At 45.6% G+C, this 15,956-nt stretch carries 16 protein-coding genes; 6 read left to right on the top strand and 10 right to left on the bottom strand.

Annotated features, from left to right (window positions below):
• Nucleotides 1-143: 143 nt before the first annotated feature.
• The 6 genes from fni to HA044_RS01795 form a co-directional block, all read right to left on the bottom strand.
• Nucleotides 144-1,148 (bottom strand): type 2 isopentenyl-diphosphate Delta-isomerase, encoded by a 1,005-nt coding sequence (gene fni, locus HA044_RS01820; protein ID WP_187538720.1) that lies wholly within the window; start codon nucleotides 1,146-1,148, stop codon nucleotides 144-146.
• Nucleotides 1,145-2,152, bottom strand: a complete 1,008-nt coding sequence (locus HA044_RS01815) for a phosphomevalonate kinase (RefSeq protein ID WP_187538718.1) — start codon at nucleotides 2,150-2,152, stop codon at nucleotides 1,145-1,147. The genes fni and HA044_RS01815 overlap by 4 nt, the downstream gene beginning before the upstream one ends.
• Nucleotides 2,142-3,092 carry a diphosphomevalonate decarboxylase gene (gene mvaD / locus HA044_RS01810; RefSeq protein WP_187538716.1) on the bottom strand — a complete coding sequence of 317 codons (951 nt, stop codon included), beginning with the start codon at nucleotides 3,090-3,092 and terminating at the stop codon, nucleotides 2,142-2,144. Before mvaD ends, HA044_RS01815 begins: the two co-directional genes overlap by 11 nt.
• Nucleotides 3,074-3,952: a mevalonate kinase gene (gene mvk, locus HA044_RS01805; RefSeq protein ID WP_187538714.1), complete on the bottom strand. Its 879-nt coding sequence runs from the start codon at nucleotides 3,950-3,952 to the stop codon at nucleotides 3,074-3,076. Before mvk ends, mvaD begins: the two co-directional genes overlap by 19 nt.
• A gap of 426 nt (nucleotides 3,953-4,378) precedes the next feature.
• On the bottom strand, nucleotides 4,379-5,320 hold the full coding sequence (locus HA044_RS01800) for a serine hydrolase domain-containing protein (RefSeq protein ID WP_398588395.1): 942 nt from the start codon (nucleotides 5,318-5,320) through the stop codon (nucleotides 4,379-4,381).
• A 10-nt stretch (nucleotides 5,321-5,330) separates the two neighbouring features.
• Nucleotides 5,331-6,095: a CppA N-terminal domain-containing protein gene (locus HA044_RS01795; protein ID WP_187538710.1), complete on the bottom strand. Its 765-nt coding sequence runs from the start codon at nucleotides 6,093-6,095 to the stop codon at nucleotides 5,331-5,333.
• Nucleotides 6,096-6,316: 221 nt separating this feature from the next.
• Here HA044_RS01795 and HA044_RS01790 point away from each other — a divergent pair, with 221 nt between their 5' ends.
• The 3 genes from HA044_RS01790 to HA044_RS01780 all read left to right on the top strand — a co-directional run bounded on the left by HA044_RS01790 (nucleotide 6,317) and on the right by HA044_RS01780 (nucleotide 9,848).
• Nucleotides 6,317-8,605, top strand: a complete 2,289-nt coding sequence (locus HA044_RS01790) for a Xaa-Pro dipeptidyl-peptidase (RefSeq protein ID WP_187538708.1) — start codon at nucleotides 6,317-6,319, stop codon at nucleotides 8,603-8,605.
• A gap of 101 nt (nucleotides 8,606-8,706) precedes the next feature.
• Nucleotides 8,707-9,201, top strand: a complete 495-nt coding sequence (locus tag HA044_RS01785) for a DUF536 domain-containing protein (RefSeq protein ID WP_187538706.1) — start codon at nucleotides 8,707-8,709, stop codon at nucleotides 9,199-9,201.
• Nucleotides 9,202-9,254: 53 nt separating this feature from the next.
• Entirely contained in the window at nucleotides 9,255-9,848 is a 594-nt protein-coding gene (locus HA044_RS01780) for a 3'-5' exonuclease (protein WP_187538704.1), read from the top strand.
• Between the two features lie 87 nt (nucleotides 9,849-9,935).
• Here the strand turns inward: HA044_RS01780 and HA044_RS01775 are convergent, their stop codons facing one another.
• The 4 genes from HA044_RS01775 to HA044_RS01760 all read right to left on the bottom strand — a co-directional run bounded on the left by HA044_RS01775 (nucleotide 9,936) and on the right by HA044_RS01760 (nucleotide 12,441).
• Nucleotides 9,936-10,265 carry a YbaB/EbfC family nucleoid-associated protein gene (locus tag HA044_RS01775; protein ID WP_316250147.1) on the bottom strand — a complete coding sequence of 110 codons (330 nt, stop codon included), beginning with the start codon at nucleotides 10,263-10,265 and terminating at the stop codon, nucleotides 9,936-9,938.
• A 132-nt stretch (nucleotides 10,266-10,397) separates the two neighbouring features.
• Nucleotides 10,398-10,922: a DUF924 family protein gene (locus HA044_RS01770; protein WP_187538700.1), complete on the bottom strand. Its 525-nt coding sequence runs from the start codon at nucleotides 10,920-10,922 to the stop codon at nucleotides 10,398-10,400.
• Between the two features lie 3 nt (nucleotides 10,923-10,925).
• On the bottom strand, nucleotides 10,926-11,774 hold the full coding sequence (gene larE, locus HA044_RS01765; protein WP_187538698.1) for an ATP-dependent sacrificial sulfur transferase LarE: 849 nt from the start codon (nucleotides 11,772-11,774) through the stop codon (nucleotides 10,926-10,928).
• A gap of 1 nt (nucleotide 11,775) precedes the next feature.
• Complete coding sequence (locus HA044_RS01760) at nucleotides 11,776-12,441, bottom strand: Crp/Fnr family transcriptional regulator (protein ID WP_049474659.1); 666 nt, start codon at nucleotides 12,439-12,441, stop codon at nucleotides 11,776-11,778.
• 160 nt (nucleotides 12,442-12,601) lie between these two features.
• Between HA044_RS01760 and larA the strand changes: the two genes are divergently transcribed.
• From larA to larC, 3 genes are read left to right on the top strand one after another with little or no spacing between them, the layout of a single operon-like run.
• The gene (gene larA / locus HA044_RS01755; RefSeq protein ID WP_187538696.1) at nucleotides 12,602-13,876 is read left to right on the top strand and encodes a nickel-dependent lactate racemase; all 1,275 of its coding nucleotides are present in this window, start codon (nucleotides 12,602-12,604) and stop codon (nucleotides 13,874-13,876) included.
• An 8-nt stretch (nucleotides 13,877-13,884) separates the two neighbouring features.
• A complete protein-coding gene (gene larB / locus HA044_RS01750; RefSeq protein ID WP_187538694.1) occupies nucleotides 13,885-14,655 on the top strand; it encodes a nickel pincer cofactor biosynthesis protein LarB in 771 nt (256 codons plus the stop codon).
• Nucleotides 14,652-15,953, top strand: coding sequence for a nickel pincer cofactor biosynthesis protein LarC (gene larC, locus HA044_RS01745; protein WP_187538692.1), 1,302 nt, complete (start codon nucleotides 14,652-14,654; stop codon nucleotides 15,951-15,953). Before larB ends, larC begins: the two co-directional genes overlap by 4 nt.
• Nucleotides 15,954-15,956: the final 3 nt, after the last annotated feature.

The raw sequence follows: 15,956 nt of genomic DNA, 5'->3' as shown, positions 1-15,956 counted from the left end.
GCTGTGAGAAAAGTGCCTGAAACGTTTTTGTTTCAGGCACTCAGGAGTTTTGAAACCTTAGGTTCAAAACTAAGTCATGGAACTTCGTAGAAGTTCGCTGACGTCCGTACTCACCTAAGGAAAGTTTCTAGAATGATTTTTCTTCATTTTCTCTGTTGCTTCGCTTGCCACAATTTTCCATAGAGGAGATAGTCGACTTCGCGTAGCTCTTTCAGGTTCTGACAACCGAGCGCACAAAGGAGCAACCTAAGGTCTTCTTTCCATTCTTGGACAATGGCAATCACTTCTTCGATGCTCTTGGTCTCTACCATCTCAAGAAAAACGCGGGAAAGTCCTACGCCACGTGCTCCAAGGACCAAGGCCTTGACCATATCAAGAGGATGACGGATGCCACCACTAGCGAGGATCTCAACCCGATCTATCTGATCTTGTAACTGTAAGAGACACTGCGCAGTTGACTGCCCCCAATCATCCAGATAAGCGCGATTGCCACCACGACGATTTTCAATATAGGCAAAGCTAGTGCCACCACGGCCTGAGATATCAATTGTTTTGATTCCGGCTTCTAGTGCCATCTGAACCGTTTTGGGATCCATACCAAAGCCGACTTCTTTTAGGATAACCGGTACGGGAAAGTCCTTTCCATAAGCCTTCAGATGGTCTTTCCAAGTGTGGAAAATCCGCTCCCCTTCTGGCATGAGCAACTCTTGCATCAGATTCACATGAACTTGAAGAAAAAGAGGTTGCAGCTCTTTTACTGCTCTCACGCCCAGCTCTGGCTCTTTATCGAGGCCAATATTGGTCGCTAATAGGAGATGAGGATGGTCTTTTTTAACGGCATACGATTGATCGCCCGGATCCTTCAGTGCCGCACTGTAAGAGCCGGTTACAAAGAGAATCCCACAGGCTTCTGCCACTGTCGCTAACTTTTGATTGATCTCTTTGGCCCGCTCACTCCCGCCTGTCATGGCATTGATATAAAAAGGGGTCTCCCAATCACGTCCTGCGAAATGGGTCGTCAAGTCAATCTCTGTCAGATCGACCAGAGGCAGGGATCGATGAATCAGCTCGATCTCATCAAAGCTGTTATATGAGGAGCTTTGCTCCAAGGCATAGCGAATATGTTGGTCTTTTCGATTTTCGCTCACGAATCTCCTATCCTTTCTTGGTAAATGATCTCGATCTTCTTTTCTGTCCAGCGTTCTATCAAGGTCTGAGTTTCTAAGGGGTCAAAACTAAGGGCAACCCCACAATCTCCCCCTCCAGCGCCACTGGATTTGGCACAGGCTGAAAGTCCATCTGTCGCCTGCTGCAGTTCTTTTAGTGCTGGTGTATAGATCAAGGGATTCAAGGCCTTTAAGTTCTGATCTGCACGTTGGATACTGGCCTCGATCTCATTTTGATTTCCTTCACGGAGACCTTTTTCAAGATTCTTCACTGCAGTCTGACTCTCCTTGAGAAAGTCTTCCTTGATCGCCCCCTTGATCTGGCGGATCAAATCACTTGAAATCGCTGGTTCCTTGGTCCAACCGACTAGAAAATCATAAGAGATTGCTGGTTGGATTACTCGGATCTGGTAATGCCAATCCAAAGCTAAAACTTGTGAAAGGGGTTGGGAAGTCAAGACTTCATGCAACCAAGCTCGATCAAAGGATTGGTAATAAATCAAGTCCTCGTAGGCGATACAAGCCAGATCCCCCATGGAACCATTGTCTCCTCTTTGCACCAAGACAACTGCTGCTAGGCGAAAGAGCAGATCCGGACTGAGGTCTACTTCATACAGAGCAGCCATCGCCCTGATGACGAGTAAGATCACACTCCCGCTAGAACCAATTCCATATTTCTTACCCTTTTCTCCTAGCGTTCCAGCAATGTGAAGCGCTATGGGCTTTGGATCTAGGCCTTGGTCTACCAGCCACTCTTCCATGAGCCGAATGGTCTCTTGAATCAAGCCATAGTCCTTATTTGGAGTCAGATCCACACTATAGCCAAAAAGATCGGAGACCAACTGGTAAGTGTTAGCTTCTTGAATGGTAGCTGACAGATAAATAGGGATAAACTGAATCACTGCCCCATACCCAGGCGTTAGCACAGCGTATTCTCCGGCTAAATAGAGCTTGCCTCCGGTCTGTACCTGATACTTATTCTTCATCTTGAGGGTCCTTGGTCTTCGATACGATGGTCCGATAGCGGGCGTCAAATAAAGGCACCAGCTGATCCAAGTCCTCTTCTAGACAGAGGACTTTAACATTTGGTCCTGCATCCATGGTAAAGTAACAAGCATGGCCTACTGCACGGAGCTCACGAACAAAATCCATGGCTTTGTAACTTTCTTCTGTTAAGTAGCTAAAGGCTGGTGTAGCTGTCCTGGTCGTCGCATGCATGGCCAGGGCATTGCGCTCTGTCAGCTGACCGATTTGTTCAAAATCATTGGCAGCTAGATAGGCCAGCATGTTCTTGTAATCTTGTCGAGAGTCTTCCACCCATTCTTTGAAATTGGTCGAGGTCTCCATGCAGCGTTTCATCCCTTCGCGGCTAGAAACGGGCTTTTGTTTGTCATTCAGGACCAGCATAATCATAGCCAGTTTTAGGTCTGTCTGAACCTTATAAATGTCGCCACTTTCTTTGTCCCAGGCTGCTAAGGGACCAAAGAAAGACCGTGAAGAAGAGCCCGAAGCAAACTTGGCTTTTTGAGCTAATTCTTCCTGGCTCAAGCCCAAATCATAATACCGATTGCAGGCCTTGACGAGAGCAGAGAGGCCACTTGAGCTAGAGGATAGACCTGCTGCGGTTGGCATATTGTTGGTCGTATCCACCCGGACAAAGCCTGCTTCATCTGCTGGTTTCAAGTCATCAATCACAGCTCCAATTTTGGCCTGCTCAGCTGGATGTTGTAATTCCCCATCGATATAAAATTCATGCGCTGTCGCATCAGCTGGCAAAGGGGAGAGACTGGTTTCCGTATACATATTCTCCAAGGTCAAGGAAATCGAACTGGTCGAAGGGACCATCTTTTTGGCATCGTCTTTTCCCCAGTATTTGATAATTGCGATATTGGCATAGGACTTAGCCGTTACAGGTTTTCGATCCATGTATGGTGCGCTCCTTCTCTTTCTAATGTATGTGCAATTCTTTCCGCTTCACGAGGATCCTTGACGAGGGCAATCACACACCCTCCGAGACCACCTCCACTCATTTTAGCGCCTAAAGCCCCATTTTCAAGGGCTACAGCGACGAGATGGTCTGCTTCCTCACAACTGACACCGACGGCTCTTAAATGCTCGTGGCAAGTCGTCAGAGCCTCTCCGAGAGCTCTTTTGTTTTTTTCTTTCAGAGCGGTTTCTACCGCTTGGGTTAACTGGCCGATCTCATGAAAATGAGACAAGACTTCCTGACCCTTGCTTTCAACCTTCTGAATGGCTTCGCGGGTATTGCCATGAATCCCTGTATCCGCAATCACCAAATTCGCTTCTACATTCAGCTCCATCGGATAAAAACCGACATTTCGAATGAATTTAATTGCTCGATCACTCAGACAGGTCTTGGCGTCAAGCCCACTTGGATTCATATGGGCAATGGTTTCTGCCCGATTGACCAAAATTTCCAAGGTCTCATCGTCCAACTCTTTTTGGTAGTAGTCAAAAACTGCTCGAATGGCTGCGATACTAACCGCCGCAGAGGACCCCATCCCCCGTTTTTCCGGAACCATGGACTGGATCTTGCAACGAATCCTAGCCTCACGAATCCCAAGGTGTTCAAGAGACGCAAAAACTGCCATGGACAGGGTATCGTCTTCAAATAAAACCCATGGACTAGCTGCTGGAACGATCTGGCAGGTCACTTCAATATGATGGAGAGGCAAGGCAATGGCCGGATAGCCATAAACCACTGCATGCTCACCAATTAAGATAATTTTACTATGCGCCCTTCCGACGCCTATTTCTTTGTTCATATTCAACTCGCTCTATTAAGGTCATTACTATTTTAATATAAATCAGCCAAAAAAGCGATGGTTTTGAAGGAAATCCAACCTAAGACGGAGTTAAAAGAATCCCCCATTGACTTCTCGCTCATGAAGGAACTTGAAAAGAGGCTGGGACAAAAGTCCTAGCCTCTCAATTGTCTTTGGATTGTCGAGCAAGACGCAGTGGTTGAGTGCTCAAAGCACTGCTTTGAGGTGGCGGATAGAACTTGCGAAGCAAGTATCCTAAGTCTTTGTTCGCTTTTTAAGCTTCAAAGATGCCCTATATTGACGGAAACTATGTTTCCTTTATCTGCAACCTTCAACAGTCTCCCAGACTGTTGAAGCTGTGCGGAGGTGGGATGACGAAATCGAATTCTAACGAATGACCGATTTCTGTCCCACTCTCTATCCTGTTTAACTTTCAAATTCTTGCTTGATGAGGTCCATCAAACTATTGCGGTCTTGAATCCATTGAGCGCGTTCGTCCTTCTCATAGGTCCGGTTGGACAAGAAAATCACCGCCTCTTGCTTGGTGCGATTGTACATGATGAAGGTCCCTGTATAGCCTGTATGGTCTAGCCAGTCGCCCTCCAGATTCCAGCCCAGAGAGCGTGTTTTCCCCGCTTCACGCGCAAAATTCTGAGATAGATCCCGCGCAAAATCGTCCTTGAGGTAATGTTCCAAAAAACACTCGAGGTCCCTCACAGTTGAAAAAAGTCCGGCACTACCCGCATGATGGCCTAAGACCTGGGCCTTGGGATCATGGACAGAGCCAGAAGTGACTCCGCGCACCGTTGGCACCGCCTGGTCAACTGGTCCAAACTGTGTTTCTGTCATCTTCCAAGGTGCAAAAATCTTCTCCTCAAATAAAGCATCCAAGGGTTGGCCGAATACGTTTTCTAACCAAAATCCCAATAGAAGAAAATTGACATCGGTGTAATAAAAACTCTTGTCTTCTTTCAACTGCAAATTTTCAAGAGCTTCTTTCAATTGTCTGGCATCCAACTGATCCCGATTGGGGATAAAGGGATCGAGCCCAGAAGTATGGGTCAAGAGTTCCCGGATGGTCGTCTTCTCATGGGCAAAAGGCGGATAAAGCTCTTTAAAGGATTGATCCAGCGGAAGTTCTCCTCTCGCATATAAGAAAGCGCAGATCGTAGCGACTCCGACAACCTTACTAACGCTGGCCAAATCATAGACTAGACCCGCACATACCGGCTCTCCTATTTCAGGGTTTGCGAGCCCTAGATAATGCTCACTCCACTGACCCTTGCGGTAAAGCGCAAGAGAGGCACCTGGATAGATGCCTTCTTGGATTTGTTGCTTGATTTTTTCGATGATTGGATTCACACCTATCTCTCCATTCTTAGGGTTCATAAGAAATATGGACGCGTCCTTGCTTGCCCTCAAACCAGAGCTCAATCCGGCTAGTATCCTTAGCAATCATAAACGATCCTTTACGGTGTACAAATTCAACAGCATCCCCTAGACTTTCCCTCAAAGCCTCCACATCAAACGCAGCCAATTCGACCTTGATGGTGCTTAAATCCCAAGTCACATTATTTTCCAGCTGAAGATCTTCTCCTTGCGCTTTCTTCACATGAACAAAGCCTGTAAGATCAGCAGTCTCGTACAATTTCTTGGCTTGAGCAGGATCCAGTACATTGACCTCAAGAAAGGCCACTTCAAAGGCAGTCAAACCCGTGAAGTCGTCTGGAACCACGACTAGAGGGGCTTCCTCCAGAGGTTCTAGACTGTCGAGCTCTTCTTCTGCATGCACCAGGATCCGATCTCCTTGAGGAGACACCACTTCAAAGGCACGACCATTGGCACCTTGGTAGAGAGCCGTTGTTTGGGGCTTCCGTGCCAGTAGGTAATCAATTTCTTGAGCCTCGCCGACTTTGACCACGATGCGTTTCAATTTTTTGGGCCCTTCAACCTTGCGCGAGCGCATGCTTGGTGATTCTTCCAAGACGATTTTTTCCACGTTTGAAGCATCCCCCAAGGATAAAAGGGCACCTTCTTCTACCAATACTTTCATTCCCAATGTTTCTTCATAAAAGTCTTGATTGACATTGCGGTTGTTTACTTTTAAGACTGGGATAACTCTTACGATCTGATTTGTTGTCATAACTTCCTCCACGCTCATTTTATTGTAAAAGATTTTCTGACTTTTTACAAGAAATTTTGCGCAAATGAGAGCAGATTTCTGAAAATTGCTTTTGATCCGCTCTTTCCCCATTTTCTTTAGACAATCCCTTTCGGATCCAGTATAATAGAAATTGGAACGATGACAGCGCTGATGCGACTGCTCACTCACATCGAGATATGATTTAGATAGGAGAATCTACAATGAAATTTAATCAATTTAGCTATATCCCTACGGCTACTGCTACCATGAAGGAAGAGCTGGCTGGGCTTGGCTTTACCTTCCAAGAAGAGCCTGATCCAAAGGCCATGCTAGAGGCATTTGTCCGCCAAGCGTTCTTCCAATACAAGAACACAGACTACGCCTTATCCACTCTTGTGGCTGATAAAGGCACGGACTTGCTAGCCTTTTTCAAGTCTGATAAAGCCTTAACGGCAGATGTTTTTTATGCGGTTGCCTTTCAACTACTGGGCTTTAGCTTTTTTGTCGATTTTGATGACAGTCAAGCATTTCGCAAGGAAACAGCTTTCCCCATCACCTATGGCACGCTTCTTGAAAATCTCTACCAACTCCTTAATACCCGCACCAAACGGGGCAATAGCTTGATCGATCAGTTGGTCAGTGATGGTTTGATCCCTGAAACCAACCAGTATCACTATTTTAATGGCAAGAGTCTCGCCACCTTTACCAGTCAAGATGCTATTCGCGAGGTCGTTTATGTCGAAAGCCGGGTCGATACCGATAAGGATGGCCTGCCAGACTTGGTCAAGGTCAGCATCATCCGTCCTCGCTATGAAGGCAAAATCCCAGCTGTTATGACGGCTAGCCCCTACCACCAAGGGACTAATGATAAAGCTAGTGACAAGGCCCTCTACAATATGAATGTCGACCTGGAGGTCAAAGAACCTCATACCATCCAACTAGAAGAACCTCAATTAAATCTAGTCGAACCGGTCGGTCAAGCTGAAGAGGTGGATAAGGCTGAAGAGCTCCTAACCCATATCAACTCCAGCTACACCCTCAACGACTACCTGCTTCCACGCGGATACGCCAATCTTTACGTATCTGGAGTGGGAACAAAAGATTCGCAAGGCCTGATGACCAACGGAAATTACCAACAAATAGAAGCCTATAAAAATGTCATCGATTGGCTCAATGGTCGTTGCCGTGCCTTTACAGATCACACACGCAAACGCCAAGTTAAGGCTGATTGGTCTAATGGAAAGGTCGCAACAACAGGGATCTCCTACCTTGGAACCATGTCTAACGGCCTAGCGACCACAGGCGTGGACGGCCTAGAAGTCATCATTGCAGAGGCTGGGATTTCTTCTTGGTACAACTACTACCGTGAAAATGGTCTCGTCACAAGCCCTGGTGGCTATCCTGGTGAAGACTTTGATTCCCTAGCCGAATTAACCTACTCGCGCAACCTTCTAGGTGGAGACTATTTGCATCACAATGCTGCCCACCAAGCCGATCTAGACATGGTGAAAAAAGGACTGGATAGAGCTTCTGGAGATTACAATCAATTCTGGCACGATCGCAATTATCTCTTAAATGCAAATCGGGTCAAGGCAGAGGTGGTCTTCACTCATGGTTCGCAAGACTGGAACGTCAAACCCCTTCATGTCTTTAATATGTTCCAAGCCCTTCCAGCAACTATCAAAAAACACCTCTTCTTCCACAATGGGGCCCATGTCTACCTCAATAACTGGCAATCCATTGACTTTCGTGAAAGCATGAACGCCCTCCTGTCGAAAAAATTGCTAGGCTATGCTTCAAGCTATGAATTGCCAACGGTCATCTGGCAGGACAATACAGGAGAACAAAGTTGGACTTCCTTGGAAGATTTTGGTAACCAAACAAATCAGCGGACCTTCTCACTGGGAGACAGCGAAAAAGTCATCCAAAACCGTTACGAAACAAAGGATTACGAGCGCTATGGCAAGGCTTATCCAACCTTCTTAACGGACCTCTACCAAGATAAGGCTCAACAAGTAACCATTGATCTTCCGATCGAAGAAGACCTGCACCTCAACGGGAAAGCTCGCCTTCACCTGCGGGTCCAATCCAGCACCAATAAAGGCCTGCTCTCAGCCCAACTCTTAGAGCTTGGAAGTAAGAAGTACCTCCAACCTTATCCTGCTGTCTTGTCGGTTCGTACGCTGGATAATGGTCGCTACCACATGCTAGACAACCTGACAGAGTTGCCCTTCAAAGAAGCTGGCCAACGAGTGATTTCTAAAGGTTATCTCAACCTCCAAAACCGGCAGGACCTCTTAGAGGTTGAGGCCGTAACGCCAGGCGAGTGGATGGAATTTGACTTTGAACTCCAACCAACCATCTACAAGCTCGAAAAAGGCACAACTCTTCGCCTGGTCCTTTACACGACAGACTTTGAGATCACGGTGCGCGATCAAACCGATTACCAACTCACCGTCGATCTTGCTCAATCAAGTCTCAGCCTTCCTGAAATGACAACGTCTCACTAAGCTCATTTCAAGCCTTGTCTTCTTTGCTTCATTTGACAGCTTAGCCTACTTGTGATACTATCTAATAGAGTATTTCATAGAAAAAGATAGTAGAGGAAGTTATGGCGATTGAAAAAACTGTCAGCGAACTTGCTGAAATTTTAGGAGTCAGCCGCCAGGCGGTCAACAACCGTGTCAAGGCACTCGCTCCAGAAGATACTGAAAAAAACGAAAAAGGGGTTACCGTTGTAACCCGTAGTGGCTTGATCAAGCTCGAAGAAATCTACAAAAAAACCATTTTTGAAGATGAGCCGGTCAGCGATGATACCAAACAGCGCGAATTGATGGAGATTTTGGTAGATGAAAAAAATTCTGAAATTGTCCGTCTATACGAGCAACTCAAGGCCAAAGACGAGCAGTTGGCAAAAAAAGATGAACAATTGCGCGTGAAAGATGTGCAGATTGCTGAGAAAGACAAGCAATTGGACCAACAACAACAATTGACCTTACAAGCAATGAACGACCGCGATACCTTGAAACTTGAACTCGAACAAGCCAATGAAAAAGTTCAAGAGCAAGAAAGCAAAGGTTTCTGGGCGCGCGTTTTCCGTCGATAATCTGGGGCTGGATCATACCAGTCCCTTTTCTGTCTCACCAAAGGAGATTTCCCATGAAAGCATTAGAAGAGTATATCGCCTTCGATCTCGAATTTAACCAATACGAAGGCGCCTACCAGATCATCCAGGTATCTGCCGTGCGTTTTAAGGACGGTGAAGAAGTCGACCACTACGACTCCTACGTCTACACCGATAAGCCTCTAAAAAGCTTTATTAACGGCCTCACAGGCATTACCCAAGACAAGATCCAACATGCCCCTCAACTCGAGCAGGTCCTCAGTGAATTCAAGACCTTCGTTGGAGACCGGCCCTTGATCGGCTACAATGCTAAAAAGAGCGACCTTCCCATCCTGCTTGAAAATGGGCTAGATTTAGAGGACCAGTATGCCGTCGATGTCTTTGACCAAGCTTTCGAGCGCCGTCCATCTGACCTCCACGGAATTAAAAATCTCCAACTCCACACTGTTGCAGAATTCCTGGGGGTCGCAGGAAGATCACATGATAGCTTAGAGGACGCCCGTATGACCGCCCTGGTCTATCAACAATTTCTCGAATTTGATCAAGGCCGCACCCTCCTTGAAGAACAAGAGGACTTCTCCACCAACCCCTTTGGAGGCTTGGACTTATCCGGATTTTTTGATGAATAAAAAGAGAGAGTGGGACAGAAATCGGTCATTCGTTAGAATTCGATTTCTGTCCCACTCTCCTTTTGAGTTTATGAACATCTTCTTTGCTTAAAATGGCAATTCCCCTGCGAAAGCACCGAGTTTTTTCTTAGTAGCTGCATCAATTTCTTCAATGGCAGCATTGATGGCTTGCACCGTCATATCCGAAAGTGTTTCTGTATCTTCAGGATCGACCACTGCGGCATTGAAATCGATGGAAACGACTTTCTTATCACCTGTAAGAGTTGCCACTACCAACTCTTGAGCAGATTTCCCTACAAATTGAGTTGCAGCTAGTTCTGCTTGGCTTTGCTCCATTTGCTTTTGCAATTTTTGAGCTTGCTTCATCATATTTTGCATATTCATCATAGCAATAACATTCCTTCCAAATTGTGAAATTTACAGTTCATTATACCATTTTTTAGACGCTTGGAAAAGCTTTGGTGAGGGAACTCTGATCTCACGTCTGTTGTTTCAGACAATTTCATGAAGAGAGAAAAGGGTTTTAAAATCTGTGGGCCTCATCTTCTTTTAAAAGCCTGCATGTTCTTTCAAATACTCCTCTTCTTCCTTGGTCGAAGGCCGTCCTAAGATGGCATTCCGATGTGGATAACGGCCAAATTGTTGAAGAATCTCCATATGCATCTTCTCATACTTCAAACGCTTTTCTAAGCCCGGTTGATCAAATAGACGCAGGGCTTCTTCATGAATGTCTAAGGATTCCGAATGCATAAAGGGCATGTAGAAAAAGCCTCTTTGTACAACTGGTAATTCTTGGGCTTGTGTTAGGCCTTCTTGGGCCAAGACCAAGGCAAGCGAATCGGTCGCAAAGGCTTGGGCCGTCCCTCGAAAAATATTGCGAGGGATCTGGTCTAAGAGCAAAATCTCTGCCAAGCGCCCTTCAGCTGACGCGCGCCAGCTGAACAATTCCCCACGACTGGCCTTCCAATAAAGTTCTTCAAAGCGCACGCGCATTTCTTGATCCAGTGCATCTGATTTTTTGAACCAATCCTCTGGCTTCAACTCTTCAAACCAGAAGCTTATCACTTCCTTCATTGCTTAACCTGCCATAATTTTTTCTTTTGTTTTTTCATCCAATGAATCATTCATCCGACCATACTTGTATCCAGCCAAATCCAAGGCCACATAGGTAAATCCGATTTTCTTCATATAGTCATTGATCTTGTCATGCAGTTGGATGGCTTCAAGCAGATGGTCTTCTTCCACTTCGATGCGCGCCAAGTCTCCATGGACACGCACACGAGCTTGCTCAAAGCCCAGCCCTACAAGGAACTCTTCCCCTTCAAAGACCCGTTGGACATTTTCTGAAGTGATTTTCACCCCGTATGGGAAGCGTGAGGCCACGCTACAAGATGGCACCTTATTCCAATTGGAGACCCCTCTTTCCTTGGCCAATTGACGAATTTCTGTCTTATAGAGACCCGCTTCTTGCAAGACACTGCGGACACCTGCTTCGTCCCGAGCCTTGATCCCAGGGCGGAAATCGTCGATGTCATCCATAATCATACCGTCCACCAATTGCTTAAAGCCCAGTTCTGTAACTGAATCCTTAATGGTTTGGTACATCAATTGTTTGGTGTAATACCAAATATTGGGCGTATTGGCAGCAATCCGTGGGTCACTCAATTCTCTCATTTCCAGACCAAGTACAGGTGCACCTAGCTGATCGGCCAAGTCGAGTGCTAGATCGAACTCTTCATTTGAAAACATCTCAGAATTCACAACAGCCGCAATAACATTGTCAGGTCCCAAGGTATCTAAGGCCACCTTCAAGAGATAAGAACTGTCAATCCCACCTGAATAGGTAATGGCTACCTTCCCGATTTTGCGTAAAATATCTTGTAATTTTTCTTCTTTTTCTTTTCTGATTTGTGCTTCTGTTGCCATCTTAGAATAGCTCCCTTCCGATAAATTCTTCAATCCGTTCATTATCCAAAATCACAATCTTTTGCTGTCGAATATCCAAAACACCTTCACGTTTTAATTCATTGAGAATGCGATTGACACTGTTTCGCGTCGAAATCCCACAAAAGCCGGCAATATCTTCATTGGTAATGTTGAAATCAATCAAGACGCCATCTTCTTGCTCCACACCAAACAAACTGCTGAGTTTTTGCAAATGAAAACAAACCGCTCCTTTTTTGCCATTCATCATCATGTACTGCTGAGATTCCATACTTTCAGACAGTTTATTGCGATAATAGTCTCTCACATAGTCCTGCAGTTCTTTTTGTTCTTTGACAAAATTCCAAAATTTGACCCGAGGAATGCGATAAAAACTCGCTTCTTCTGTCTCCACTCGCACATTAAAAGGCGAGTCTGTATAGTTGGACACCTCATCACGAATCAAAGAGACAATGTCAATGGCTTTTAGATAGGAAAAGTTAAACTCACGCCCATCGCGCATGATGACACTGGTCTTGACTACACCTTCTTTCAAGATGTAGATGTAATCCTCTTTGATCCCACGATAGGAGAGGTAACTATGGTATTTTTTCTTGACGATCGGCGTTCGCCTCTCTTCCAAAAATTTCACTAAAAATTCTGAATTCACGACGTTTTTTCCTCCCCATCTGCTCTTTCTCAAAGTCACACTAATGATACACCCATTTTCGTTATTTAATGTTATCATTTGTTAACAACAAACAGTACACACCTCTTTTAAAAAAGAATTATACTATAAGTATCAGTATTAATAAAGGAGATCGCAAATAATGGTAGAAATTAAATTACCGTACGACAAAAAGACGATTGTTGCAAAGATTCCAGATGAAAACTTTGCTGGTTTGTTAGAGTCAAAAGCGGAAAACTTCCATAACCCACTGTCTGAAGAAGAAACTGTTGAACGTTCATTGGATAACCCTATCGGCAGCCCATCTTTGGAAGAACTCGCTAAAGGTAAAAAAGACATCGTGTTGATCAGTTCTGACCACACTCGTCCTGTACCTTCTCATATCATTACCCCAATCATTTTGCGTCGTATTCGCTCAGTTAACCCTGATGCACGCGTGCGTATCTTGGTTGCTACTGGTTTCCACCGTCCTTCAACTCGTGAAGAATTGATCAACAAATACGGCCAAGAAATCGTTGACAATGAAGAAATCGTTATGCACATTTCAACAAACGATGATGACATGGTTAAAATCGGTCAACTTCCTTCAGGTGGGGATTGTATCATCAACAAGATTGCTGCTGAAGCTGACTTGTTGCTAGCAGAAGGATTCATCGAATCTCACTTCTTTGCTGGATTCTCAGGTGGACGTAAATCAGTCCTTCCAGGTATTGCTTCATACAAGACTATCATGGCGAACCACTCAGGTGACTTCATCAACTCTGATAAAGCACGTACTGGTAACCTTGACCATAACCCAATCCACGAAGATATGCTTTACGCTGCTCGTACTGCAAAATTGGCCTTCATCGTCAATGTTGTCTTGGACGGCGAAAAACACATCATCGGATCTTTCGCTGGGGACATGGTTGAAGCCCACAAAGTTGGTTGTGAATTTGTTGCAGACTTGGCACACGTGTCTAAGATCGAAAGCGACATTACGATTTCAACAAACGGTGGTTTCCCACTTGACCAAAACATCTACCAAGCCGTTAAAGGGATGACAGCTGCTGAAGCTTCAAACAAAGAAGGCGGAACGATCATCATGATTGCTGGATGTGCGGATGGTCACGGTGGAGAAGGATTCTATCGTAACCTTGCTGAGGTAGAAGATCCAAAAGAATTCTTGGAACAAGCCATCAATACACCTCGTTTGGAAACTGTTCCAGACCAATGGACTTCTCAAATCTTGGCTCGTATCTTGGTACACCACCATGTTATCTTTGTATCTGACCTTGTCGACCCTGCTTTGATCACAGGTATGCATATGGAACTTGCAACTTCATTTGACGAAGCACTTGAAAAAGCCTTGGCTCGTGAAGGAAAAGATGCGAAAGTAACCGTTATCCGCGACGGACTCTCTGTCGTTGTTGAATAAAATCGACCATGGATTTTCAACCAAATCTAGAACAAACACTCCGTGACTTGCAAGCTGGCCACCTCTCTGTAGAGGATGCGCTGGAGCAAATTAACGGCGTGAAAGAACTAGGGTATGCAGCAATTGATACTGACCGGCAACGCCGCAATGGCTTCCCTGAAGTCATCTTCGGCGAAGGAAAGACAGTTGAGCAAATGGAAGGCATCATGCAATTCCTCCTACAAAAGGAATTGCCGATCCTTGCAACTAGGGTCTCTCTCCAAAAGGGAGAGGCTCTTTCTCAGCTCTTTCCTAACGGCCACTATTATCCAGAAGCTCGCTGCTTCGTTCTCAACTCTCAAAAAGAAGAGGTAGATGCGGAGCACTACATTGCCGTTGTGACGGCAGGGACCAGTGATGTTCCTGTTGCCGAAGAGGCTGCCGTAACGGCAGAGACCTTTGGCCACGCGGTCCACCGGATCTATGACGTAGGAGTTGCCGGTATTCATCGCCTCTTCAGACGCTTAGATGAGATCCAAAAAGCCAGTGTGGTCATTGTTATCGCTGGAATGGAAGGAGCTCTTGTCAGCGTTGTTGGAGGTCTTGTGGATGTGCCTGTGATTGCCGTACCGACTAGTATCGGATACGGAAGCAATCTTCAAGGACTCACGACTTTGATGAGTATGCTGACTTCCTGTGCTTCTGGAGTCACCGTCGTCAATATTGACAACGGATTTGGTGCAGCTTATTCAGCTTGTATGATCAACCGACTCAACCACAATCGAAAGGAAAACGAATGACCAGTCTATTTTTAGAACCTTTTTCTGGAATAAGTGGCGATATGCTCAATGGTCTATTGATTGACCTTGGGGGAGACGTCACCTTGCTTCGCTCCGAACTCGAAAAACTGGGAGTCGATGGTTTCCACCTTCACGTTGATCGCATCGCTAAAAGCGCTATCTGGGGAACTGATTTTGATGTTCACCTTCACCACGGGGAGAAAGATACGGGGATTGAAGGCGATTTTGCTCATGATCACGAACATCATCATGAGCACGAACACCATCACGATCACGAACATCATCACGATCATGAGCATGGACATTCCCATGCAGATGCCCGCAGTTATGCAGACATCCACGACTTGATTGTCGCTTCTCAGTTGAGTCCTTTTGTGAAAGAAAAGAGCCTTGCAGTCTTTCTTGACATTGCAAAGGCTGAAGCAGCTGTGCACAACATGCCTGTTGAGCAGATCCATTTTCACGAGATCGGTGCCATTGACTCGATCGTCGACATCGTTAGCTTTTTCATCCTAGTGGAATCGCTCGGAATCGACACAGTCTACTCCACTCCTCTCACAGAGGGAAGTGGAACGATCTCAGTCGCCCATGGGGAAATGCCGGTTCCAGTTCCTGCTGTCATGCAGTTGAGAAAGGAAACCACCATTCCGATCACTCAAGACTTTACCGTCAAAACAGAGTTGATCACCCCAACAGGGTTAGCCCTCTTGAAAGCATTGGACCCGATCTTTGAACCGATCCCATCCCACTTTGCCATCCAAAGTGTCGGCTACGGATTTGGTAAAAGAGATACCGGAAAATTCAATGCTTTACGCGGTTCGCTATTGAAGGAAGACGCCTCACATAGCACGACCATCGTTCATCACACCGATGATCGCATCGTTGAAATCACCACAACGATTGATGATCAAACACCAGAACAACTGGCTTATATTCTCAATCGGTTCTTGGATGCTGGCGCTTTGGATGTCTACTATCGTAGCATCGTTATGAAAAAGAATCGTCCTGGTTTTGAGTTAACGCTTTTGATTCAAAATAGCCAGCTGGAAGATTTTTCAACCCTCTTGTTCAAAGAAACCAGTACCATTGGTTTTCGATACCAACAAGTTGACCGCAAGGTCATGCAACGTCGATTTGAACAAATCGATACAGAATTTGGAACCGTTACGGTTAAAATCAATCAGTACGGATCCATCACTAAGAAGACGCTTGAATACGAAGACTGTCAGCGTATTGCTAAGGAGATGCAGTTGCCGATTCAAGAAGTTTATCACCAATTACAAAAATATATTTATTAATTT

Origin of the sequence: Streptococcus sp. IMAU 99161 (assembly GCF_014435245.1) — a bacterium.
Classification (GTDB): Bacteria; Bacillota; Bacilli; order Lactobacillales; family Streptococcaceae; genus Streptococcus; species Streptococcus lactarius.
This window is presented reverse-complemented; position numbering and strand designations above follow the sequence as displayed.

What these genes read in the sequence shown, in the direction of transcription:
- HA044_RS01815 (WP_187538718.1), bottom strand. Translation starts at nt 2,152, where the DNA reads ATGAAGAATAAGTATCAGGTACAGACCGGAGGCAAGCTCTATTTAGCC.
- mvaD (WP_187538716.1), bottom strand. Translation starts at nt 3,092, where the DNA reads ATGGATCGAAAACCTGTAACGGCTAAGTCCTATGCCAATATCGCAATT.
- mvk (WP_187538714.1), bottom strand. Translation starts at nt 3,952, where the DNA reads ATGAACAAAGAAATAGGCGTCGGAAGGGCGCATAGTAAAATTATCTTA.
- HA044_RS01795 (WP_187538710.1), bottom strand. Translation starts at nt 6,095, where the DNA reads ATGACAACAAATCAGATCGTAAGAGTTATCCCAGTCTTAAAAGTAAAC.
- HA044_RS01790 (WP_187538708.1), top strand. Translation starts at nt 6,317, where the DNA reads ATGAAATTTAATCAATTTAGCTATATCCCTACGGCTACTGCTACCATG.
- HA044_RS01785 (WP_187538706.1), top strand. Translation starts at nt 8,707, where the DNA reads ATGGCGATTGAAAAAACTGTCAGCGAACTTGCTGAAATTTTAGGAGTC.
- HA044_RS01780 (WP_187538704.1), top strand. Translation starts at nt 9,255, where the DNA reads ATGAAAGCATTAGAAGAGTATATCGCCTTCGATCTCGAATTTAACCAA.
- HA044_RS01770 (WP_187538700.1), bottom strand. Translation starts at nt 10,922, where the DNA reads ATGAAGGAAGTGATAAGCTTCTGGTTTGAAGAGTTGAAGCCAGAGGAT.
- larE (WP_187538698.1), bottom strand. Translation starts at nt 11,774, where the DNA reads ATGGCAACAGAAGCACAAATCAGAAAAGAAAAAGAAGAAAAATTACAA.
- larA (WP_187538696.1), top strand. Translation starts at nt 12,602, where the DNA reads ATGGTAGAAATTAAATTACCGTACGACAAAAAGACGATTGTTGCAAAG.
- larB (WP_187538694.1), top strand. Translation starts at nt 13,885, where the DNA reads ATGGATTTTCAACCAAATCTAGAACAAACACTCCGTGACTTGCAAGCT.
- larC (WP_187538692.1), top strand. Translation starts at nt 14,652, where the DNA reads ATGACCAGTCTATTTTTAGAACCTTTTTCTGGAATAAGTGGCGATATG.